General features: G+C 66.6%; 24 protein-coding genes. 22 read left to right on the top strand and 2 right to left on the bottom strand.

From position 1 onward, the window contains the following. Positions 1-3 precede the first annotated feature (3 nt). The 18 genes from rplF to glmM all read left to right on the top strand — a co-directional run bounded on the left by rplF (position 4) and on the right by glmM (position 12,746). Positions 4-540: a 50S ribosomal protein L6 gene (rplF, locus tag E8P82_RS08040; RefSeq protein WP_136453990.1), complete on the top strand. Its 537-nt coding sequence runs from the start codon at positions 4-6 to the stop codon at positions 538-540. 2 nt (positions 541-542) lie between these two features. Continuing rightward, complete coding sequence (gene rplR / locus E8P82_RS08035; RefSeq protein WP_136453989.1) at positions 543-926, top strand: 50S ribosomal protein L18; 384 nt, start codon at positions 543-545, stop codon at positions 924-926. A gap of 29 nt (positions 927-955) precedes the next feature. After that, the gene (gene rpsE, locus E8P82_RS08030) at positions 956-1,654 is read left to right on the top strand and encodes a 30S ribosomal protein S5 (protein WP_246021106.1); all 699 of its coding nucleotides are present in this window, start codon (positions 956-958) and stop codon (positions 1,652-1,654) included. After that, complete coding sequence (rpmD, locus tag E8P82_RS08025) at positions 1,654-1,872, top strand: 50S ribosomal protein L30 (RefSeq protein ID WP_136454150.1); 219 nt, start codon at positions 1,654-1,656, stop codon at positions 1,870-1,872. Before rpsE ends, rpmD begins: the two co-directional genes overlap by 1 nt. After that, the gene (gene rplO / locus E8P82_RS08020) at positions 1,872-2,366 is read left to right on the top strand and encodes a 50S ribosomal protein L15 (protein ID WP_136453987.1); all 495 of its coding nucleotides are present in this window, start codon (positions 1,872-1,874) and stop codon (positions 2,364-2,366) included. The genes rpmD and rplO overlap by 1 nt, the downstream gene beginning before the upstream one ends. Positions 2,367-2,588: 222 nt before the next feature. Continuing rightward, the gene (secY, locus tag E8P82_RS08015) at positions 2,589-3,899 is read left to right on the top strand and encodes a preprotein translocase subunit SecY (RefSeq protein WP_136453986.1); all 1,311 of its coding nucleotides are present in this window, start codon (positions 2,589-2,591) and stop codon (positions 3,897-3,899) included. Continuing rightward, a complete protein-coding gene (locus tag E8P82_RS08010; protein WP_136453985.1) occupies positions 3,896-4,468 on the top strand; it encodes an adenylate kinase in 573 nt (190 codons plus the stop codon). Before secY ends, E8P82_RS08010 begins: the two co-directional genes overlap by 4 nt. A 7-nt stretch (positions 4,469-4,475) precedes the next feature. Further along, a complete protein-coding gene (map, locus tag E8P82_RS08005; protein ID WP_136453984.1) occupies positions 4,476-5,303 on the top strand; it encodes a type I methionyl aminopeptidase in 828 nt (275 codons plus the stop codon). A gap of 212 nt (positions 5,304-5,515) precedes the next feature. Then, entirely contained in the window at positions 5,516-5,737 is a 222-nt protein-coding gene (gene infA, locus E8P82_RS08000; protein ID WP_019481515.1) for a translation initiation factor IF-1, read from the top strand. A 21-nt stretch (positions 5,738-5,758) separates the two neighbouring features. Further along, a complete protein-coding gene (gene rpmJ / locus E8P82_RS07995) occupies positions 5,759-5,872 on the top strand; it encodes a 50S ribosomal protein L36 (RefSeq protein WP_136453983.1) in 114 nt (37 codons plus the stop codon). Positions 5,873-6,035: 163 nt separating this feature from the next. Then, positions 6,036-6,413, top strand: a complete 378-nt coding sequence (gene rpsM, locus E8P82_RS07990) for a 30S ribosomal protein S13 (protein WP_136453982.1) — start codon at positions 6,036-6,038, stop codon at positions 6,411-6,413. A 191-nt stretch (positions 6,414-6,604) separates the two neighbouring features. Further along, positions 6,605-7,006 carry a 30S ribosomal protein S11 gene (gene rpsK / locus E8P82_RS07985; RefSeq protein WP_136453981.1) on the top strand — a complete coding sequence of 134 codons (402 nt, stop codon included), beginning with the start codon at positions 6,605-6,607 and terminating at the stop codon, positions 7,004-7,006. A 153-nt stretch (positions 7,007-7,159) separates the two neighbouring features. After that, positions 7,160-8,170: a DNA-directed RNA polymerase subunit alpha gene (locus tag E8P82_RS07980; protein WP_136453980.1), complete on the top strand. Its 1,011-nt coding sequence runs from the start codon at positions 7,160-7,162 to the stop codon at positions 8,168-8,170. Positions 8,171-8,233: 63 nt separating this feature from the next. Further along, positions 8,234-8,890 carry a 50S ribosomal protein L17 gene (rplQ, locus tag E8P82_RS07975; protein ID WP_136453979.1) on the top strand — a complete coding sequence of 219 codons (657 nt, stop codon included), beginning with the start codon at positions 8,234-8,236 and terminating at the stop codon, positions 8,888-8,890. A 20-nt stretch (positions 8,891-8,910) separates the two neighbouring features. Further along, the gene (locus tag E8P82_RS07970; protein ID WP_136453978.1) at positions 8,911-9,837 is read left to right on the top strand and encodes a tRNA pseudouridine synthase A; all 927 of its coding nucleotides are present in this window, start codon (positions 8,911-8,913) and stop codon (positions 9,835-9,837) included. A gap of 337 nt (positions 9,838-10,174) precedes the next feature. After that, entirely contained in the window at positions 10,175-10,618 is a 444-nt protein-coding gene (gene rplM, locus E8P82_RS07965) for a 50S ribosomal protein L13 (protein WP_136454149.1), read from the top strand. Between the two features lie 37 nt (positions 10,619-10,655). Further along, complete coding sequence (rpsI, locus tag E8P82_RS07960) at positions 10,656-11,153, top strand: 30S ribosomal protein S9 (RefSeq protein WP_136453977.1); 498 nt, start codon at positions 10,656-10,658, stop codon at positions 11,151-11,153. A gap of 234 nt (positions 11,154-11,387) precedes the next feature. Then, positions 11,388-12,746 (top strand): phosphoglucosamine mutase, encoded by a 1,359-nt coding sequence (gene glmM, locus E8P82_RS07955; RefSeq protein WP_136453976.1) that lies wholly within the window; start codon positions 11,388-11,390, stop codon positions 12,744-12,746. A gap of 243 nt (positions 12,747-12,989) precedes the next feature. Here glmM and E8P82_RS07950 read toward each other — a convergent pair whose 3' ends face one another. Together E8P82_RS07950 and coaA are read right to left on the bottom strand one after the other, a co-directional pair. Next, entirely contained in the window at positions 12,990-13,805 is an 816-nt protein-coding gene (locus E8P82_RS07950; RefSeq protein WP_246021102.1) for a M15 family metallopeptidase, read from the bottom strand. A gap of 2 nt (positions 13,806-13,807) precedes the next feature. Then, positions 13,808-14,785 (bottom strand): type I pantothenate kinase, encoded by a 978-nt coding sequence (gene coaA, locus E8P82_RS07945; RefSeq protein WP_246021095.1) that lies wholly within the window; start codon positions 14,783-14,785, stop codon positions 13,808-13,810. 61 nt (positions 14,786-14,846) lie between these two features. Here coaA and glmS point away from each other — a divergent pair, with 61 nt between their 5' ends. From glmS to glgX, 4 genes are all read left to right on the top strand, one after another. After that, positions 14,847-16,793, top strand: a complete 1,947-nt coding sequence (gene glmS, locus E8P82_RS07940) for a glutamine--fructose-6-phosphate transaminase (isomerizing) (RefSeq protein ID WP_136453973.1) — start codon at positions 14,847-14,849, stop codon at positions 16,791-16,793. 45 nt (positions 16,794-16,838) lie between these two features. After that, positions 16,839-17,210, top strand: coding sequence for a holo-ACP synthase (locus E8P82_RS07935; RefSeq protein WP_136453972.1), 372 nt, complete (start codon positions 16,839-16,841; stop codon positions 17,208-17,210). A 41-nt stretch (positions 17,211-17,251) separates the two neighbouring features. Next, on the top strand, positions 17,252-18,808 hold the full coding sequence (locus E8P82_RS07930; RefSeq protein ID WP_136453971.1) for an NAD(P)H-hydrate epimerase: 1,557 nt from the start codon (positions 17,252-17,254) through the stop codon (positions 18,806-18,808). A gap of 136 nt (positions 18,809-18,944) precedes the next feature. Next, positions 18,945-21,131: a glycogen debranching protein GlgX gene (gene glgX / locus E8P82_RS07925; RefSeq protein ID WP_136453970.1), complete on the top strand. Its 2,187-nt coding sequence runs from the start codon at positions 18,945-18,947 to the stop codon at positions 21,129-21,131. Positions 21,132-21,250: the final 119 nt, after the last annotated feature.

Raw genomic sequence — 21,250 nt, 5'->3', positions numbered from 1 at the left:
AACATGTCACGAATTGGACGTCTCCCCATCACCGTTCCCGCTGGTGTCGAGATCGCACTCGACGGCAACGTGGTCTCCGTGAAGGGCTCGAAGGGGGAGCTGAGCCACACCGTGCCCAGCCCCATCGAAGTCTCTCTCGACGAGGGCATCATCACGGTCACCCGACCGAACGACGAGCGTGAATCGCGCTCGCTGCACGGGCTCACCCGCACGCTGATCTCCAACATGATCGTCGGAGTCACCGAGGGGTACAGGAAGAACCTCGAGATCGTGGGCACGGGTTACCGCGTCCAGGCCAGGGGCAGCGACCTCGAGTTCGCCCTCGGGTACAGCCACCCGGTCGCCGTCGAGGCGCCCGAGGGGATCACCCTGACCGTCGACAGCCCCACCAAGCTCTCGGTGTCCGGTATCAACAAGCAGCGTGTCGGCGAGGTCGCTGCAACCATCCGCAAGCTGCGCAGGCCCGATCCCTACAAGGGCAAGGGCATCCGCTACGCAGGCGAGATCATCCGCCGCAAGGTCGGAAAGGCTGGTAAGTAACCATGGGTCTGAGCATCAACAAGAAGCGCAGCTCGAAGAGCAGGTCCGCCTCGCGCGGCCGCCGTCATCTCCGCGTACGCAAGCGCGTCTCCGGCACCGCAGCCAGGCCACGCATGGTCGTGAACCGGTCGGCACGGCACGTCTTCGTGCAGGTCGTCGACGACACCAAGGGCATGACCGTGGCGTCGGCATCCACGCTCGAGGCCGATCTGCGGGCGTTCGACGGGGACAAGACGGCCAAGGCCAAGCGCGTCGGAGAACTCGTCGCGGAGCGCGCGAAGGCCGCCGGTATCGAGGCGGTCGTGTTCGACCGGGGCGGTAACAAGTACCACGGCCGCGTCGCAGCAATTGCAGACGGTGCACGGACGGGTGGTCTGTCACTGTGACCGAGGAAATCAAGGCAAAGGAAGCCCCAGTGAATACGGCTACAGAGCAGCCGGCGGCGGAAGCTCCGGCAGCAGGTGCAACAGGCACCGGGTCCGGTGATGCTAATCGCACCAATACGCGCGGCACAGCGCGTGGCGGCGAGCAGCGCGGCGGTCGGAACGAGCGCGGCGGTCGTGGCGGCCGCGACGGCGGTCGCAATGACGACAAGGACAAGTTCATCGAACGCGTCGTCGCGATCAACCGAGTGTCCAAGGTCGTCAAGGGCGGACGCCGCTTCAGCTTCACCGCACTCGTGGTGGTGGGCGACGGCAACGGCATGGTCGGCGTCGGCTACGGCAAGGCGAAGGAAGTGCCCTCCGCCATCCAGAAGGGTGTCGAGGAAGCCAAGAAGACCATGTTCCGTGTTCCGCGCATCGGCGGCACGGTTCCTCACCTTGTCCAGGGCGAAGCGGCCGCCGGGGTGGTTCTGCTCCGTCCGGCCTCACCCGGTACCGGCGTCATCGCCGGCGGCCCTGTGCGTGCGGTACTGGAGTGCGTCGGCATCCATGACGTCCTGTCCAAGTCGCTCGGTTCGGCGAACGCCATCAACATCGTTCACGCAACCGTCGATGCCCTCAAGCGCCTGGAAGAGCCCCAGTCGGTCGCGGCCCGCCGCGGTCTGCCGCTCGACGAGGTCGCATCTCACCAGATGCTGCGGGCCATCGCGGCGCAGAAGGCAGGTGCATGATGACTGCAATCACCCCGAGGAAAGTACGCGTGGGTTCGGGCAAGCTCTCGATCACCCAGATCAAGTCCGTGATCGGCGGCAAGCAGAACCACCGGGACACGGTGCGTTCGCTGGGCCTGAAGCGCATCGGCCACACCGTGGTCCGCGACGCGGATGCAGTCACGGTCGGCATGGTCAACACGGTGCCGCACCTCGTGAAGGTTGAGGAGACCAACTAATGACAGAGAACACCTCAGCGGCTCCGGCCGCTCCGGGAACGGACGGGCGCACCCATGCCCTGAAGGTCCATCATCTGCGCCCGGCGCCCGGCGCGAAGACGGCCAGGACCCGTGTGGGTCGTGGTGAAGCGTCCAAGGGCAAGACCGCCGGCCGAGGCACCAAGGGAACGGCAGCGCGTTACCAGGTCAAGGCCGGTTTCGCCGGAGGCCAGTTGCCGCTGCACATGCGGCTGCCCAAGCTGCGCGGGTTCAAGAACCCGTTCCGCGTGGAGTTCCAGGTCGTGAATCTGGACAAGCTCTCGGAGCTGTACCCGACCGGGGGCGAGGTGAGCGTGGAGTCACTCGTGGCGCGCGGAGCCGTGCGCAAGAACCAGCCCGTCAAGGTGCTGGGGACCGGCGAGGTCACGGTTGCGCTCACGGTTTCGGCTGACGCCTTCTCGGCCTCGGCTGCCCAGAAGATCCTCGCAGCGGGCGGATCCGTCACGGAACTGTAGGACGCCGGGCGTCGCAGTCCGGAAATCCGGAGAACGTCTGCAGCGCCGCATGTCATATCGTTATATCGCAGAAGGACCCCTGATGCGCAGGGCTGGATCAGCGCATCAGGGGTCCTTCTCCGTCCCGGGCAACGCGCCGGTTCAATCGCATCGGCGGCCAACCGTTACACTCGGTTGTTGTGTGCGGTCCGCGACGGGACCGAAGAATCTTCAGGAGGACGCTTGCTGAGCGCTATTGGCCGGGCATTCCGGACACCAGATCTGCGGCGCAAGCTGTTGTTCACGCTGGGAATCATCACCATCTTCCGTCTCGGTGCGTTCATTCCCGCACCTGGCGTCGACTACGGCAACGTCCAGAGCTGTCTGGCACTGGGAAACACGGAGGGTGGGCTCTACCAGTTCGTCAACCTGTTCAGCGGCGGAGCACTCCTCCAGGTGTCCATCTTCGCCCTGGGGATCATGCCGTACATCACCGCCAGCATCATCACGCAGCTGCTCCGGGTGGTCATTCCCCGCTTCCAGGAACTGCACCAGGAGGGCGCCCAGGGCCAGTCCAAGCTGACCCAGTACACGCGCTACCTGACCATCGCACTCGGGCTGCTGAACGCGACCACGCTGGTCTCCCTCGCCCGCTCAGGAGCACTGCTCGGCAACTGCCCGGTGCCGCTGATCCCGGACGACTCACTGATCATCATCGTGTTGCTGATCATCACGCTCACGGCAGGGACCGGCCTCATCATGTGGATGGGCGAGCTCATCACCGAGAAGGGGGTGGGCAACGGCATGTCGCTGCTCATCTTCACGGCGATCGCAGCCGGGTTCCCCACCTCGCTGGGTGAGATCCTGCGGACGCAGGGCGGCACGGTGTTCGCGCTCGTCCTGCTCATGGGCATCGTGGTCGTCACGCTGGTCATCTTCGTGGAGCAGTCCCAGCGCCGCATCCCCGTCCAGTACGCCAAGCGCATGGTGGGGCGTCGCACTCTCGGCGGGAGCAGCACCTACATCCCCATCAAGGTGAACATGGCCGGGGTAATCCCGGTCATCTTCGCCTCGTCGATGCTCTACCTGCCGAGCCTGGTGTCGCAGTTCAACACGCCCCAGGACGGGACGCCGCCGGCGGGCTGGGTCGTCTGGGTCTCCAACTACCTCACGAGCGGGGACCACCCGCTGTACATGGCGTTGTACTTCCTCCTGATCGTGTTCTTCACCTACTTCTACGTGGCGATCACGTTCAATCCGGACGAGGTGTCCGAGAACATGAAGAAGTACGGCGGATTCATCCCGGGGATCCGGGCAGGACGTCCGACGGCGGAATACCTGCAGTACGTGCTCTCGCGCATCACGCTCCCGGGCGCGATCTATCTGGGACTGGTGGCGCTGATCCCGCTCATCGCCCTGGTCTCCATCGGCGCGAACCAGAACTTCCCGTTCGGCGGGACGTCCATCCTCATCCTGGTCGGCGTGGGCCTCGAGACGGTCAAGCAGATCGACGCTCAGCTCCAGCAGCGTCACTACGAAGGGTTGTTGCGATGACGAGAATGCTGATCATTGGCCCGCCCGGTTCGGGCAAGGGCACCCAGGCCGCCCGGATCTCGGAGCGCCTGGACGTCCCTGCCATCTCGACGGGGGACATCTTCCGGGACAACGTCAGGCGTGAGACGCCGCTGGGGGTCCAGGCCCGGGAGTTCATGGACGCGGGAGACTTCGTTCCCGACAGCGTCACCAACAGTATGGTGCGGGACCGGCTCGCGAACGAGGACGTGCGGGACGGTTTCCTGCTCGACGGGTATCCCCGGACGGCCTCGCAGGTCGCCGAGCTCGATGACATCCTCAGCGAGAACGCACTGGAGCTCGACGTCGTCCTGCAGCTGACCGCGGACGACGAGGAACTCGTCAGACGCCTCCTGGGCAGGGCGCAGCTCGACGGGCGTTCCGACGACACCGAACGGGTCATCCGGCACCGGCTCGGTCTCTATCACGATCAGACGGAGGTCGTCGTCTCGCGCTACGAGGAACGCGGTATCGTGCTCCGCGTGAATGGACTAGGTCCGATCGACGAGATCACCGAGCGCATCATGAGTGCACTGAAGGTCTCGAGCTAGGTCTGGCATGTTCCGTCAACCCAAGATCGAATACAAGACCCCCGCCCAGATGCTCGTGATGCGGGATGCTGGTCTCGTTCTTGCCGACGCGTTGGACAGAACGGTCGCTGCGGCGGAGGTAGGCGTGACGACGGCGTACCTGAACGAGGTGTTCGAGAGCGTTCTGCAGGAGGCCGGTGCGACGTCCAACTTCCTGGGTTATCACGGGTTCCCGGCCAGCATCTGCACCTCGGTCAACGAGGAGGTGGTGCACGGGATCCCCGGCGACTACGTCCTGGCAGACGGGGACATCCTCTCCGTAGACGGCGGCGCCGTCGTGAGCGGATGGCACTCGGATTCGGCGCGGACGACGATCGTCGGAGCTGCCAGACCGGAGGATGTCCGACTGTCCCGAGTGACGGAGGACGCCATGTGGCACGGTATCGCCGCACTGGCCTCGGCTCGCCACGTAGGCGACGTCGGTGCAGCCATCGACGACTACGTGGCATCCGTGCCGGGTGCGGAACTCGGGATCCTGGAGGACTACGTGGGCCATGGGATCGGCACACAGATGCATCAGGCGCCGGACGTCCTGAACTATCGGAGTTCGAACCGCGGACCGCGAGTGCGTGAGGGTCTGTGCCTCGCGATCGAGCCCATGCTGGTGCAGGGCGGCCTCGGGACGCGAGTCCTCGAGGACGACTGGACAGTGGTCACGACGGACGGCGGACGGGCGTCGCAGTGGGAGCACAGCGTAGCCGTTCACGACGGCGGGATCTGGGTACTGTCCGCACCCGACGGCGGTGCATCGCAGCTCGAGCCACTCGGCGTGAGGCCGGTGCTGCCCGCAGAGTGACCGTGAGAGTGCGGCCCGCCCGAGGCGCGCGGCGGAATTTAACTATCGCGCTGCCGTAGCGTAGAATTCGTTGTTGGTCGTCTGCGTTTTTGTGCCCTTCTGAGGCCTCTACGCGTACCTCCACCGGCGATCGTATCTCCGGACGGGAGCCGATGGCCAGAACCTGAACCGGTCTGCCGTACATGCGGTGGACATAGACGTTAGCGGAGGATATGGCCAAGAAAGACGGTGTCATTGAGATCGAAGGCACTGTGAACGAGGCACTGCCCAACGCGATGTTCCGCGTTGAGCTTGCCAACGGACACATTGTTCTCGCTCACATCTCGGGAAAGATGCGTCAGCACTACATCCGGATCCTTCCCGAGGACCGGGTCGTGGTGGAACTGAGCCCGTACGACCTCACCCGGGGTCGTATTGTCTACCGCTACAAGTAAGAACGAACGCAAAGGAACACCATGAAGGTCCAGCCGAGCGTGAAGCGTATCTGCGAGAAGTGCCAGGTGGTTCGCCGCAAGGGCAACGTTCTCGTCATCTGCGCGAACCCGCGCCACAAGCAGCGCCAGGGCTGAGAAGCCTCCCGGGGGGCCTGCCCCTCGCTCGTAGTACCACCAACGGCAGAACGGCGTCCCGCAGAGGGACGGACACCCCCGGCTCGGAGGCCGGGGACCGGAAGATGCGTTCCGGAATCGTTCTGCTCAAGACCTCCGGTTATACAAGAGGAGCACCGTCTCTATGGCACGTCTTGCCGGCGTAGACATTCCCCGCGAAAAGCGGGTCGTCATCGCGCTTACCTACATCTACGGCATGGGGAGGACCCGCGCGGAGAAGACGATCGTCGATACGGGGATCTCGGCGAACACCCGCGTCAAGGATCTCTCCGACACGGAACTGGTCCAGCTCCGTGACTACATCGAGGGCAACTTCAAGGTCGAGGGCGATCTTCGCCGCGAGGTCGCCGCTGACATCCGCCGCAAGGTCGAGATCGGCAGCTATGAGGGCATTCGGCACCGCCGCGGCCTTCCCGTACGCGGACAGCGTACGAAGACGAACGCGCGGACCCGCAAGGGCCCGAAGCGTACGGTCGCAGGCAAGAAGAAGGTCGGGCGCTAGTCCCTAATGGCACCCTAACCGGGCTCGCCAAGGCTCGCCCGGCCAGGGAACCCGGCCATCAGGGGCCCGCCCACTAACTCCACCGGCGGCCAGGGGCCCACCCGCCGGCTCCCTGGCGGAGGCCCCTTCGGTGGCCAGGGCCCGAATGAGATTCGCCCCATGCTCTATTCAATATCTTCGTAGGAGAAGCAATGCCCCCCAAGACTCGTGGAGCGGTGCGCAAGCCGCGTCGCAAGGACAAGAAGAATATCGCGCTCGGACAGGCGCACATCAAGAGCACCTTCAACAACACCATCATCTCCATCACCGATCCCGGTGGAGCTGTCATCTCCTGGGCATCAGCCGGGGAGGTCGGCTTCAAGGGCTCGCGCAAGTCCACACCGTTCGCGGCCCAGATGGCCGCGGAGGCTGCCGCCAAGCGTGCACAGGAGCACGGCGTCCGCAAGGTCGACGTGTTCGTGAAGGGTCCGGGATCCGGTCGTGAGACGGCGATCCGTTCGCTGCAGGCCACGGGTCTGGAAGTCGGCTCCATCCAGGACGTCACCCCGAGCGCACATAACGGCGTCCGCCCGCCCAAGCGCCGTCGCGTCTGAGTCACAGGCCGCACCGATGCTGTTCGTCGCCGGGGCGGATCGGGTCCGATCCACTCCGGCGGGGTAGCATCTCTGGCCTGCTGAGCAGGCCGACCAGCAGTCCCGCCCATTCCGAAGTGTCATATAGCGGATGCTTCCTGAAAGGAAATGTACGTGCTCATTGCACAGCGCCCCACCCTGACTGAAGAAGTCGTCGCCGACAACCGGTCCCGTTTCGTCATCGAACCCCTCGAGCCCGGCTTCGGCTATACCCTCGGTAATTCGCTCCGCCGCACCCTGCTGTCCTCGATTCCCGGCGCTGCAGTGACGAGCGTCCGGATCGACGGGGTGCTCCACGAGTTCACCACGGTCCCAGGGGTGAAGGAGGATGTCACCGAGATCATCCTGAACATCAAGAATCTTGCCGTGTCCTCCGAGCACGACGAGCCGGTCGTCGCCTACCTGCGCAAGCAGGGGCCCGGAGTGGTCACAGCTGCCGATATCGCACCGCCCGCCGGCGTCGAGTTCCACAACCCCGATCTGCACATCGCCACCCTCAATTCGAAGGGCAAGTTCGAACTCGAGCTGACGATCGAGCGCGGTCGCGGGTACGTCTCGGCGTCGCAGAACAAGTCGGGGGACTCCGAGATCGGCCGCATCCCGGTCGATTCGATCTACTCGCCCGTCCTGAAGGTGACCTTCCGCGTGGAAGCCACCCGTGTGGAGCAGCGCACCGACTTCGACAAGCTGATCGTCGATGTCGAGACGAAGGATGCCATCGCCCCGCGCGATGCGGTTGCCTCGGCGGGAACCACCCTGGTGGAACTCTTCGGCCTGGCCCGCGAGCTGAACGTTGCGGCAGAAGGCATCGAGATCGGTCCGTCACCTACCGATGCGGCACTCGCCGCGGACATGGCCCTGCCCATCGAGGATCTGGAACTGACCGTGAGGTCGTACAACTGCCTCAAGCGTGAGGGCATCCACTCCGTGGGTGAGCTCACGGTCCGCTCGGAAGCCGATCTGATGGACATCCGGAACTTCGGCGCGAAGTCGATCGATGAGGTGAAGGCCAAGCTCGTGGAGCTCGGTCTGTCCCTGAAGGATTCCCCTCCAGGGTTCGATCTCGCGGCCCGTGCTGCGGCCATCGATGAGGACGACGCCGGCTACGCCGACGAAGAGGTCTAGCACGCTATCCGTCCCGGCACCGCACAAGAGCGGTGCCGGGACGCCTAATGAGGAGAAAGAATCATGCCCACACCCACCAAGGGCCCACGTCTCGGAGGCGGTCCGGCGCACGAACGCCTGATGCTCGCCAACCTGGCCGCCTCACTGTTCGAGCACAAGCGCATCACCACCACGGTGACCAAGGCCAAACGGCTGCGCCCGTACGCGGAGCGTCTCATCACCTTCGCGAAGAAGGGAGATCTGGCCTCGCGTCGACGCGTTCTCGGTGTCATCAGCAACAAGGGCATTGTCCATGAGCTGTTCACCGATATCGCTCCCGCCGTGGCCAATCGCGAAGGCGGTTACACGCGCATCACGAAGATCGGCAACCGTAAGGGCGACAACGCGCCGATGGCTGTGATCGAACTGGTCCTGGAGCCGATGTCCGCCAGACAGTCCGTCGTGGCCGAGGCAGAGCGGGCCGCAGCGCCTGCCGCCGCCCCCGTAAGCCGGTCCGCTGACTCGGTGGATTCCGTTGATTCGGTCGACTCGGCCCCGTCCGCTGATTCGGTCGATTCGGTTGACTCGGTTGATTCTGCCCAGTCGGCCGACTCCGCCGAGGAGGTTGCGGGCGAGGACGGCACGGTCACTTCCGAGGCCGAGACCGATGATGTCGTCATCGTCGAGGGCACCGTGGAGGACAGCACTGCGGTGGACGCGGCCGAGGACGAGAAAAAGTAGTTCCCCGGATCCGGTCCACCATGACATCGCACGAGCCCACCCTCCCCGGCCGGGACGGTGGGCTCCTGCGTATCCGGCTCGATATCGCCTACGACGGGACCGCGTTCTCGGGTTGGGCACGTCAACCCGGCCTGCCCACTGTGCAGGGGGTGCTCGAAGACGCACTTCTGCTGGTGCTGGGCAGGCCCGCGCGCCTCACCGTCGGTGGACGAACGGACGCGGGCGTGCACGCGCGAGGGCAGGTTGCGCATGTCGATCTGACCACTGCGGAGTGGAACGGTGTGGCCCGCGGTCGCGCCGTGGATCCCGCTCGGGCTCTGCTGCGGCGCATGAGCGGAGCCGTCAACCGGATCCTGAACGACACCGCCGACCAGGGACGGAGCGGACGCAGGAGGGTTCCCGCCGTCGTGGTCCGGTCCGCCGGAGTGGTACCGGAGGCCTTCGACGCGCGCTTTTCTGCGTTGTGGCGACGCTACAGCTACGCCATCGCGGACATCGACGCGGGACAGGACCCGCTGCGGCGGACGACGACGCTCTGGTATCCGGGGGCACTCGACGTCGCCCTGCTCAACGACGGGGCAGCTCACCTGCTGGGCGTGCAGGACTTCGCAGCCTTCTGCAAGGCGCGTGAGGGAGCCACGACGATCCGCGAGCTTCAGCGGTACGAGTTCGTGCGCGGTCCGGACGGCGTCATCACCGCGCAGGTACAGGCCGATGCGTTCTGCCACAGCATGGTCCGCGCACTGATCGGCTCGACGCTGCGCGTGGGCGCGGGCGAGAAGCCGCCGACGTGGTTGGCGGAGAGGCTCGCCGCACGGGTCAAGGATGCGCGGTCCATCCTGGCGGCAGCGCATCCACTGGTTCTCGAGGAGATCTCCTATCCTCCCGACGCCGAGGTCGGTGCCAGGGCGGAGCTCACACGCGCCCGGCGGACGGCGGAACGGTGACGGCCTACCGGGGCAGGGTGAACGCTGAATGGTGAATACCAGGAGCACCCAGGCGGATGAATCGGCGTCAGGAGCACGCAGGACGATTTTGACCTCGCGGGCGGCAGCAGGCTAGGCTTGGCAGTCGTCGTGCGTATCCCTTCTCGATTCATCTTCGCCCATCGGTGCGGTTCAGTTGCAGAACCACATGGCCCGGGGACGAGGCCGAGATCCAGGGATCACTGGCCGTATTTCAGCCCTCACCTGGAGTTCCGGTAACGCATGAGTCAGCTGAGTTCGCGGAAAGAGCCCCAGAGTTCCCGTGAGCGACACCGAAACAGAAACGAAGGCCATAACCGTGCGTACGTACACCCCGAAGCCAGGCGATATCGATCGCCAATGGCACCTAATCGATGCAACCGACGTCGTCCTCGGCCGTCTTGCCAGCCAGACCGCCATTCTCCTGCGCGGAAAGCACAAGCCGACCTTCGCCCCTCACATGGACATGGGCGACTTCGTGGTCATCATCAATGCTGACAAGGTTGCGCTCACCGGAGCCAAGCTCGAGCAGAAGCGCGCCTACCGCCACTCGGGCTTCCCCGGTGGCCTGAAGTCCACGAACTACGCCGAACTCCTGGAGAAGAACCCGGAGCGCGCAGTGGAGAAGGCCATTCGAGGGATGCTTCCCAAGAACTCGCTCGCCGCCCAGCAGATCGGCAAGCTGAAGGTCTACCGCGGAGCAGAGCACCCCCACGCCGCGCAGCAGCCCAGAACATTCGAAATCACCCAGGTCGCCCAGTAGTCCTGGCCACCGACACTAGACAGTTTCAAGGAGAACCGTGGCTCAGAACACTGAAGAAATGAACGAACCGACAGAGGAGCTCACCAGCTACACCTCGGAGTCGAGCGAAAGCGTCGAGACCGCCGTCAGGGAACGCCCCGCACTGACCGTGGGTGGCGGAGCAGTGGGGCGCCGCAAGGAAGCGATCGCCCGTGTGCGCCTCGTTCCCGGCACGGGCAAGTGGATCGTCAACGGGCGCGAGCTCGCAGACTACTTCCCGAACAAGCTCCACCAGCAGGAAGTCAACGACCCGTTCAAGCTCCTCGAGCTCGACGGTGCCTACGACGTCATCGCCCGCATCCACGGTGGTGGGCCCTCCGGCCAGGCCGGCGCACTGCGGCTGGGCGTGGCACGCACGCTGAACGAGATCGACCGCGAGAACAACCGGCCCGCGCTGAAGAAGGCGGGTTTCCTGACCCGCGACGCTCGCGTGATCGAGCGCAAGAAGGCCGGACTGAAGAAGGCACGCAAGGCGCCGCAGTACTCCAAGCGCTAAATCCTGCCTTCCCCGGTGCCAATCGCCGGAGCGATCGGCACCGGGTCCCCTCGGCAGGGATCAGCTTCCAGCTCCACGCGCTCGTGCCGGGGCAGAGTTTCCGCTCGGTTCCACTCGCGGTTCTCGGCAGGAGGCGCTCAAATGCCCGTCCGGGCCTCTCGGACGGGCTTCGTGCTTTAACCTGAGGGTGTCCCTTGCTGGGCTGACTCATGTTCTTCTCTTAGGATGTCTACGATGAGCAAATTATTCGGCACCGATGGCGTACGGGGTCTGGCCAACGGTCTGATCACGGCAGAACTGTCCCTGCACCTGGCGCAGGCGGCTGCTGTCGTGCTCGGCCACAATGCGGTCGAGGGAGGACGGCGGCCCACTGCCGTCATCGCACGCGATCCTCGCATCAGCGGTGAATTCATCGCCGCGGCCGTCGAGGCCGGACTCGCCAGTGCCGGCGTCGACGTGTTCGACGCCGGTGTGCTGCCCACCCCCGCTGCCGCCTTTCTGGTCGCAGATCTGAAGGCCGACTTCGGGGTGATGATCTCCGCCTCGCACAACCCCGCGCCGGACAACGGGATCAAATTCCTCGCCCGGGGCGGAAAGAAGCTCAGCGACGCGCTCGAGGACGCCATCGAGGACGAGATGGAGAACGTACGTCTTCGGCCGGTCGCAGGGGACGTGGGGCGTATCCAGCGATTCGCCGATGCCGAGGACCGCTATGTGGTCCATCTCCTGCAGACCCTCCCGCGCCGCCTCGAGGGACTGAAGGTGGTACTGGACTGCGCGCATGGTGCGGCCAGTGGCTGCTCTCCGGAGGTGTTCAGGAACGCCGGAGCGGAGATCGTCGTCATCGGTGCCGAGCCGGACGGCGTGAACATCAACGACGGGTACGGCTCCACGCATCTGGGGGAACTGCAGGCAGCGGTCGTCGCTCATGGTGCGGATCTCGGGATCGCACACGACGGCGATGCCGATCGCTGCCTCGCCGTGGACCATGAAGGCACCGTGGTGGACGGTGACCAGATCATGGCGATCATGGCGCTGGCGCTCAAGGAATCCGGGAAGCTCACGGACGACACCCTGGTGGCGACGGTGATGAGCAATCTCGGTCTGAAGATCGCCCTCCGTGAGGCGGGTATCACGCTCCGGGAGACCGGGGTCGGGGACCGTTACGTCCTCGAGGGCATGCGCGAGGGAGGATTCAGTCTCGGCGGGGAGCAGTCGGGCCACGTCATCTTCGCGGAGTATGCGACCACCGGGGACGGAGTGCTGACGGGACTACAGCTGGCTGCGCGGATGGCGGAGACCGGCAAGAGCCTCAAGGAACTCACCGGGGTGATGACGAAGCTGCCGCAGGTCCTGATCAACGTCAGGGGTGTGGACCGCACGGCTGTCCGCTCGGACGAGGGCGTGCAGGACGCCGTGCGTCAGGCGGAGTCGATGCTGGGGGAGACCGGAAGGGTGCTGCTGCGCCCCTCCGGCACGGAGCCCGTGGTGCGGGTGATGGTGGAGGCGGCTGACCTCGGAACAGCCCAGCGTGTCGCCGAGCAGCTCGCCGGGATCGTGGAGAGCCGCCTCCAGCTGACCCCGGTGGCCTGAGTTCTCGCCGGTATCTGTCAGCCCCCTGTCTGACAGTTCGTGGATCACGGCTGCGTACCGATCGATGAACCATGGCCGGGACTGCGGTATCGAATCCGGGGACTTCGGCCGCTGACCACGCCGCCACGACGGCGTGTCGCGGGTCGACACTCCGCCGGGACCGGCAAAGTCCCCGGAACCGGTAGGCGTCAGTCCCATCGCGGCGCCACCGGAGGCCTGATCAGGATTGCCCGCCGAGCTGTATCAGTACGACGATGCGCCCGGTAGTCCGAAGTACTCCTCGAGGGTGAGCTGCCCCGCCTCCCTCATGCCGAGGGCCACGTCAGTGCCGACGTAGCGGAAGTGCCACGGCTCGGCGAAGAAGCCGGTCACCGTGTGGTAGCCGAGTGGATAGCGCAGGATGATGCCGTACTCGGCGGCATGCTCGGCAGCCCACTGGGCGGCAGCGGTCCCGGCGAAGCAGGCGACGAGGGTGCAGCTTCCGTCCTCCTGGGCGATGTCGAAGGCTAGTCCGGTCTGGTGTTCGGAATAGCCGGGCCGCGCGGACACGACGTCGGCATCGGCGCTCGAGCCATAGTGGTCCAGCCAGTGCCGGTAGGTGACGTCCTGCTCGGCGTAGGAGCGATAGCCGCTGGCGATGACCAGGCCGACGCCGTCCTCGCGGGCCGCGGCGAACATCCTCTCGACCGCCGCAGCCGTGTCCGGCCCGAGCAGGACGCCCGGACTCGTGGCGGGCACGTCCGGTGGTCGGAGGTCGGCCGGCTCGAAGGTGGCCGGTTGCAGGGGCCGCTGCTTGTTGACGACGACGTCGGCAGCGGCCGGATCGCTGTGCGGGGCCGTGGCCGGGGGTTCGGGCGCAGGGGAGGTGGCCTCTGCCGAATCCTGGGCGGCTGGAGCCGTGATGGCATCGGGACCCGGGCCTGCCTCTTCCGACGCGGCGCCGTCGTCCATGGCGGTAGGGGCCGCGGTCGCCGGCCCGGTACCGGCCGGCCCGGCCTGAGCCGAACATGCGGACAGTGCCAGGACCAGCAGCACCGCCGCGAGCGGTCGGGCGGGCACCGTCAGGTCTTCCGCAGGAGCATGCGGCGGATGGAGTGGTCGGCGTCCTTGGTCAACACGAGCTGGGCCCGCCCGCGCGTGGGCAGGACGTTCTGCAGCAGATTCGGTTCGTTGATGCGTTCCCAGATGCTTGTTGCGGTGTCCCGGGCCTCGTCGTCCGTGAGATTCGCGTAGCGGTGGAAGTAGGAATCAGGATCCGCGAAGGCGCTGGAGCGCAGGGACTGGAAGCGGTTGATGTACCACTGCCTGATGAAGGCGGTCTTCGCGTCCACGAAGATGGAGAAGTCGAAGAAGTCGCTCAACGCCAGGCCGGTGATCCCGTCGGAGCGCGGGCGAGCGGGCGCGAGCACGTTCAGGCCCTCGACGATCAGGACGTCGGGTCGGCGTACCACCACCTCGCGGCCGGGAACGATGTCGTAGGTCAGATGGGAGTACCACGGCGCGCGTACCTCTGCGGCACCACTCTTGACCTCGCTCACGAACCGCAGGAGCCGTCGTCGGTCGTAGGACTCCGGGAAACCCTTGCGCTGCATCAGTCCACGCCGCTCGAGTTCCGCGTTGGGGTGGAGGAAGCCGTCCGTGGTGATGAGCTCGACGTTCGGTGTGTCGGGCCAACGGCGCAGCAGCTCACGGAGCACTCGCGCCGTCGTCGACTTGCCCACCGCGACCGAGCCCGCGACGCCGATGACGAACGGTGTCCTGGTGGTGGTCTCGCCGAGGAAGGTGTTGGTCGCCATGTGCAGCTGTCCTGCTGCCGCGGTATAGAGATTCAGCAGCCGGGAGAGTGGCAGGTACACCTCGCGGACCTCGTCGAGATTCAGGGCGTCGCCCAGGCCCTGCAACCGCTGTACGTCCTCGACGTTGAGGGGGCTCTCGATCTCGTGGGAGAGCCGGGACCACCTGGGCCGGTCCAGTTCGACGAACGGTGTGAAGGATTCAGCGTTGGAAGCCTGCTGGGTGCCCGTGCTTCTGTCGCTCACCCGATGATTCTGCACGGTGGGATGCACAGGGACAAACATACCCACCGGTAAGCTTGAGGCCATGTGCGGAATTGTGGGTTACGTGGGGCAGAGCTCCCATTGGGAATCGTCGGCTACTGACGGGTCACCGGAGACGGGCCGGAACGGACAGGTGCCGTCCGGGAACGAGCATGACGCGCTCGACGTCGTCATGGAGGGCCTGCGGCGCCTCGAGTACCGGGGCTACGACTCGGCGGGCGTGGCGGTCATCTCGGAAGGCGGCATCGAGTCCCGCAAGAAGGCCGGCAAGCTCACGAATCTGGTCGGCGAGCTCGCCGCCGATCCGCTGCCGCGCGCGCTGACCGGCATCGGCCACACCCGCTGGGCGACGCACGGCGGGCCGACGGACCAGAATGCCCACCCCCATCTCGCGGACGACGGCCGACTCGCCGTGATCCACAACGGGATCATCGAGAACTACGCGGAGCTGAAGGCAGAGCTGACGGAGCAGGGACTCAGCTTCGTCTCCGACACCGACACGGAGGTCGCCGCGGGCTACCTCGGGCATCTCTACCGCACGCTGATCGACGACGGCGCGGAAGGAGACGTCCTGACGCAGGCACTCCAGCAGGCGTGCCGGCGGCTCGAAGGCGCCTTCACCCTGCTCGCCATCCACGAGGACCAGCCCGGCACGGTGGTTGCCGGCCGGCGCAACTCCCCGCTCGTCGTGGGGCTGGGCGATGGTGAGAACTTCCTCGGCTCGGATGTCTCCGGCTTCATCGACTTCACGCGACGCGCCGTCGAGCTGGGCCAGGACCAGATCGTCACCATCACGCCCGACGACGTCGTCATCACCGATTTCCTCGGCGCCCCGGCCCAGGGCACGGAGTTCCACGTCGACTGGGACGCGGCCGCCGCCGAGAAGGGCGGGTTCGACTCCTTCATGGAGAAGGAGATCCACGACCAGCCCGACGCCGTCGCCCAGACCCTCCTCGGGCGCTCCGACACCGCCGGCAACCTGGTGCTCGACGAACTGCGCATCGACGAGTCGATCCTGCGCTCGGTCGACAAGATCGTGGTGCTCGCCTGCGGTACGTCCGCCTACGCGGGGCAGGTGGCCAAGTACGCCATCGAACACTGGTGCCGGATCCCCACCGAGGTCGAGCTGTCCCACGAGTTCCGGTACCGCGACCCGATCGTGAACGAGAAGACGCTCGTGGTGGCCATCTCGCAGTCGGGCGAGACCATGGACACGCTCATGGCCGTCCGCTACGCACGCGAGCAGGGCGCGAAGGTCGTGGCCATCTGCAACACCAACGGCTCCACGATCCCGCGTGAATCCGACGCCGTCCTCTACACGCACGCCGGCCCGGAGATCGCCGTGGCCTCGACCAAGGCGTTCCTGGCGCAGATCACCGCCGCCTACCTGCTGGGTCTCTACCTGGCCCAGCTGCGCGGCAACAAGTACCGGGACGAGATCGCGGCTGTGATGGACGATCTCGCGGAGATCCCCGCCAAGATCCAGGCGATCCTCGACGACGCCGAGAAGATCAAGGCGCTCGGCACCGATATGGCGAACGCGAAGTCGGTGCTCTTCCTCGGCCGCCACGTCGGTTTCCCCGTGGCCATGGAGGGCGCCCTGAAGCTCAAGGAGCTCGCCTACATCCACGCGGAGGGCTTCGCCGCCGGGGAACTCAAGCACGGCCCAATCGCCCTGATCGAGGAGGGCCAGCCCGTGGTCGTCGTCATGCCCTCGCCGCACGGACGGGACTCGCTCCACGCGAAGGTCGTCTCGAACGTGCAGGAGATCCGTGCACGCGGCGCCGTCACCATCGTCATCGCGGAGGAGGGCGACACGTCGGCGGAAGCCTATTCGGAGCACGTGTTCTACGTGCCGGTCTCCCCGGCGCTGCTGGCGCCGCTGCTGACCACCGTCCCGCTGCAGATCTTCGCCCTCGCCCTCGCCGGCGCCAAGGGCTACGACGTGGACCAGCCGCGCAACCTGGCGAAGTCGGTCACGGTTGAGTAGAACCGGACCAGCCCCGTCCCCGCGTCCGGCGACCGGCCGCCGCGCATGATCATCGGCATCGGCGTGGACGTCGTGGACATCGAGCGGTTCGGCCGTCAGCTCCAGCGCACCCCCGCGCTCCGGAACCGGCTCTTCGTCCCGTCGGAGCGGAGCCTGAACGTGCGCTCGCTCGCGGCGCGCTTCGCTGCGAAGGAGGCCATCGCGAAGGCGCTCGGCGCGCCCGTGGGCATGAACTGGCAGCACTGCACCATCGAGGTGGACGGGGCCGGGGCGCCGTCCGTCGTCGTCGAGGACACCGTCGCGGACGCCGCCCGTGCCCGCGGTATCCAGTCCTGGCATCTGTCCCTGAGTCACGACGGCGGCCTCGCGACGGCGATGGTGGTCGCGGAGGGCAGAACGCCCGAGTGCGCGCACTGACCGTTCCGCCCTCCCGCCGACGTACCGCTAAACTCGACCCTATGCTTGAAGCCTTCTCAGGGGCAGACGTCCGCGCTGCGGAAGCCCCCCTCATCGACGCCGGGCAGGGTGATGCCCTGATGCAGCGGGCAGCCCATGCCCTGTTCGGTGTGGCGCTGGGGCTGCTGCGCGAGGCAGGACGGAGCACCTACGGCGCCACCGCCGTCGTCCTCGCGGGCAGCGGCAAGAACGGCGGCGACGCGCTGTACGCGGGGGAGCGCCTGCTGCGCCGTGGCGTCGGCGTGACGGCCGTCCTCCTGGCCGGCAACGTCCACGCACCTTCACTCGATGCCTTCCAACGGGCCGGCGGAACCGCCGTCGGGCTCGACGACGCCACCGAGCCGTCCGCGCTCGCCGACCACGCTGCCGCCGCCGACATCGTCATCGACGGCATTCTGGGTACCGGCGCCAGCGGTGGCTTGCGCGGCAGTGCGCTGCACTTCGTGGAGGCGTTCCACGCCCGGGCCGGAGCCCGCGGCAGCCGGTCGGCCATCGTCGTCGCCTGCGATCTGCCGAGCGGTATCGGCGTGGACGACGGCCGCATCTCCGGAGCTGTCCTGGAGGCCGACGCGACGGTCACCTTCGGAGCCGTGAAGCCCGGGCTGCTCCTCGGGGACGGCGCCCAGGCAGCCGGAGAGCTCGATGTCGTGGACATCGGGCTGGAGATGTCCTCCTTCACCCCTGTGGTGCGCACTCTCCTCGACGCCGATGTCGCGGCACTGTTCAGCCGTCCCACGTCCCGGGACCAGAAGTACACGCGCGGGGTACTCGGGATCGCTGCCGGCTCCACCCGGTATCCGGGGGCGGCTGCCCTCGCGGTCGGTGCTGCACTCGCGACGGGCGTGGGCATGGTGCGCTACCTCGGACCCGAGTCCGTGGCGGCGCTCATCCACCAGCACAATCCCGAGGTGGTGGCCTCCACGGGATCGATCGCCGACGCGCGGTCACAGGCATGGGCCGTCGGCCCCGGCGCCGTGGACGACGACGACCAGCGGCGGCGTGCCGTGGACGCCCTGCACTCCGGACTCCCCGTCGTCGTCGACGCCGGAGCCCTGACCGAGCTTCCCGAGCGCGTGGGACCCCACGTCATCCTGACCCCGCACGCAGGAGAGTTGCAGCAGCTCCTCGCCGCCCGCGGCATCGATGCCGAACGGTCCGCAATCGAGGCCGAACCGGCGAGATTCGCATTGCGCGCCGCGGAGGTGACCGGAGCAACCGTGCTCCTCAAGGGCTTCGCCACCACCATCGCCTCACCGTCCGGTGCGCTCTTCGTCCAGCGCGACGCCACGCCCTGGCTCGCCACCGCCGGTTCCGGCGACACCCTCACAGGCATCATCGGCGCCCTGGGTGCCACGCTCGCCGAGGACGACGGGGCGGCGAAGCGCCTGCGTCTGCCACCCGAGGACCTGTGGGCGGCAGTGGCTGCAGCCGGCGCCCTGATCCACGGTCGTGCGGGTCGGAGAGCGGCACGGAGAGGGCCCGTCGTGGTGTCGACCCTGCCGGCGGATATCGGCGCCGTGATCGCGGACCTCCTGCAGGAGCCTCCGCCGACGACGTGAGCGCCCGCGCGGCACTCGACCACACCTGCAGACGCCAGGTATCGATCCAACGGCCGGGGTACCAGATCCCGACGCCGACTGACATGTCCGCCGCTGCCCACCGGGCACCGGCGGAGGAGAACACCAAGGAGACCCGATGGAACTATGGCCTGGAGACGCATACCCCCTGGGAGCGACCTATGACGGCACGGGAACGAATTTCGCGCTGTACAGCGAGATCGCGGATCTCGTGGTCCTGTGCCTCATCGACGACGACGGCAGCGAGACGCAGGTCGAGCTCAAGGAGGTCGACGGCTACGTCTGGCACGGCTACCTGCCCCAGGTCAGCCCCGGGCAGAAGTACGGCTACCGGGTGCACGGCGAGAACAACCCGGCCGAGGGTCACCGCTGCAACCCGAACAAGCTCCTCCTCGATCCGTATGCGAAGGCGATCGCCGGTGACCTCGACTGGGACCAGGCACTGTTCGGGTACAACTTCGGGGACGAGCACTCCGTCAACAACGAGGACTCCGCGGCGCACATGATGCTCGGGGTCGTCGTGAACCCGTTCTTCAACTGGGACGGGGACCGCATGCCGCGCACACCCTACCACCAGTCCGTGATCTACGAGGCCCACGTCAAGGGCCTCACCCAGCTGCACCCCGATGTCCCGGAGGATCAGCGCGGCACCTATGCCGGCATCGCCCACCCCTCGGTGATCGCCCACCTGCAGAAACTCGGTGTCACGGCGATCGAACTGATGCCCGTGCACCAGTTCGTCAACGACAGCACTTTGCAGGAACAGGGCCTGTCGAACTACTGGGGCTACAACACCATCGGGTTCTTCGCCCCGCACAACAAGTACAACTCCTCGGGCGATCAGGGCGAGCAGGTCCAGGAGTTCAAGGCCATGGTCCGCTCGCTGCACCTGGCGGGGATCGAGGTGATTCTCGACGTCGTGTACAACCACACCGCCGAGGGCAACCACCTGGGGCCCACCCTGTCGATGCGCGGCATCGACAACGCCGCCTACTACCGGCTGGTGGAGGACGACAAGCAGTACTACATGGACACCACGGGTACCGGCAACTCGCTCAATGTGGGCCACCCTCACGCCCTGCAGCTGCTCATGGACTCGCTGCGCTACTGGGTCACGGAGATGCACGTGGACGGCTTCCGCTTCGACCTCGCCTCGGCCCTGGCACGCGAGTTCTACGAGGTGGACCGGCTCTCGGCCTTCTTCGAACTCGTGCAGCAGGACCCGGTGGTCTCGCAGGTCAAGCTCATCGCCGAGCCGTGGGACGTGGGTCCCGGCGGCTACCAGGTGGGCAACTTCCCGCCGCAGTGGACCGAGTGGAACGGCAAGTACCGCGACACGGTCCGCGACTTCTGGCGTGGTGAGCCCTCGAGCATCGGGGAGTTCGCGTCCCGGCTCACCGGCTCGGCGGACCTGTACGAGCACTCGATGCGGCGCCCGGTCGCGTCCATCAACTTCGTCACGGCACACGACGGCTTCACGCTGCGCGATCTCGTCTCCTACAACGAGAAGCACAACGAGGCCAACGGCGAGGACAACAACGACGGCGAGTCGCACAACCGTTCCTGGAACAGCGGCGTCGAGGGGCCCACGGACGACCCGGAGGTCCTTGCGATCCGTGCCCGCCAGCAGCGCAACTTCATCGCCACCCTGCTGCTCTCGCAGGGTGTGCCCATGCTGCTGCACGGTGACGAGCTGGGCCGCACGCAGGAGGGCAACAACAACACCTACGCCCAGGACTCCGAGCTCAGCTGGGTGCACTGGGACAAGATGGACCAGCCGCTGCTCGAATTCACCGCCGCGGTGAACCGGCTGCGCTCGGAGCACCCCACCTTCCGCCGCCGCCGCTTCTTCGACGGGCGGCCCGTGGGCCGCGGCGAGGGCGAGGCGCTGCCGGACATCGTCTGGCTGGACACGACGGGCGAGCTCATGGCACCCGAGGACTGGGACACCGGTGTGGGCCGGTCCATCGGCGTGTTCCTCAACGGTGAGGGCATCCAGGGACGCGACGCACGCGGCCAGCGGATCGTCGACGCCAACTTCCTGCTCTACTTCAACGCCGACGACGTCGCGGTCGATTTCACCGTGCCGCCGGAGGAGTACGGTACGTCCTGGGACGAGGTGATCGACACGGCGGGCAGGTACGCCGACACCGAGGCGATCCCGGCCGGGGCCACGCTCTCGGTCGAAGCCAAGTCGATGGTGGTCCTCAGGGTGCACTCCGAGGTGGAGGACCTCGACCACTCGGTCGCGGCGTCGCTGGCGATCCTCGCCAACGAGGTCGGCGACAAGACCGGCGCGCCCTAGCGCCAATGCCGTGTAGTTAGGCGGTGGGTGGGGTTGTCAAGGACTTGGGTCGGGGAGGATGTTGATGCTGATGGTGGTCTGGTAGGTGGGGCCGCGGAGCCGGTTCTTGCCGGTGTTGG

The organism is Arthrobacter echini, from assembly GCF_004803505.1.
GTDB classification, from domain to species: domain Bacteria; phylum Actinomycetota; class Actinomycetes; order Actinomycetales; family Micrococcaceae; genus Arthrobacter_D; species Arthrobacter_D echini.
This window is presented reverse-complemented; position numbering and strand designations above follow the sequence as displayed.

Coding starts and splice junctions, on each gene's coding strand:
- rplF (WP_136453990.1), top strand. CDS start 4: ATGTCACGAATTGGACGTCTCCCCATCACCGTTCCCGCTGGTGTCGAG.
- rplR (WP_136453989.1), top strand. CDS start 543: ATGGGTCTGAGCATCAACAAGAAGCGCAGCTCGAAGAGCAGGTCCGCC.
- rpmD (WP_136454150.1), top strand. CDS start 1,654: ATGACTGCAATCACCCCGAGGAAAGTACGCGTGGGTTCGGGCAAGCTC.
- rplO (WP_136453987.1), top strand. CDS start 1,872: ATGACAGAGAACACCTCAGCGGCTCCGGCCGCTCCGGGAACGGACGGG.
- E8P82_RS08010 (WP_136453985.1), top strand. CDS start 3,896: ATGACGAGAATGCTGATCATTGGCCCGCCCGGTTCGGGCAAGGGCACC.
- map (WP_136453984.1), top strand. CDS start 4,476: ATGTTCCGTCAACCCAAGATCGAATACAAGACCCCCGCCCAGATGCTC.
- infA (WP_019481515.1), top strand. CDS start 5,516: ATGGCCAAGAAAGACGGTGTCATTGAGATCGAAGGCACTGTGAACGAG.
- rpmJ (WP_136453983.1), top strand. CDS start 5,759: ATGAAGGTCCAGCCGAGCGTGAAGCGTATCTGCGAGAAGTGCCAGGTG.
- rpsM (WP_136453982.1), top strand. CDS start 6,036: ATGGCACGTCTTGCCGGCGTAGACATTCCCCGCGAAAAGCGGGTCGTC.
- rpsK (WP_136453981.1), top strand. CDS start 6,605: ATGCCCCCCAAGACTCGTGGAGCGGTGCGCAAGCCGCGTCGCAAGGAC.
- rplQ (WP_136453979.1), top strand. CDS start 8,234: ATGCCCACACCCACCAAGGGCCCACGTCTCGGAGGCGGTCCGGCGCAC.
- E8P82_RS07970 (WP_136453978.1), top strand. CDS start 8,911: ATGACATCGCACGAGCCCACCCTCCCCGGCCGGGACGGTGGGCTCCTG.
- glmM (WP_136453976.1), top strand. CDS start 11,388: ATGAGCAAATTATTCGGCACCGATGGCGTACGGGGTCTGGCCAACGGT.
- glmS (WP_136453973.1), top strand. CDS start 14,847: ATGTGCGGAATTGTGGGTTACGTGGGGCAGAGCTCCCATTGGGAATCG.
- E8P82_RS07935 (WP_136453972.1), top strand. CDS start 16,839: ATGATCATCGGCATCGGCGTGGACGTCGTGGACATCGAGCGGTTCGGC.
- E8P82_RS07930 (WP_136453971.1), top strand. CDS start 17,252: ATGCTTGAAGCCTTCTCAGGGGCAGACGTCCGCGCTGCGGAAGCCCCC.
- glgX (WP_136453970.1), top strand. CDS start 18,945: ATGGAACTATGGCCTGGAGACGCATACCCCCTGGGAGCGACCTATGAC.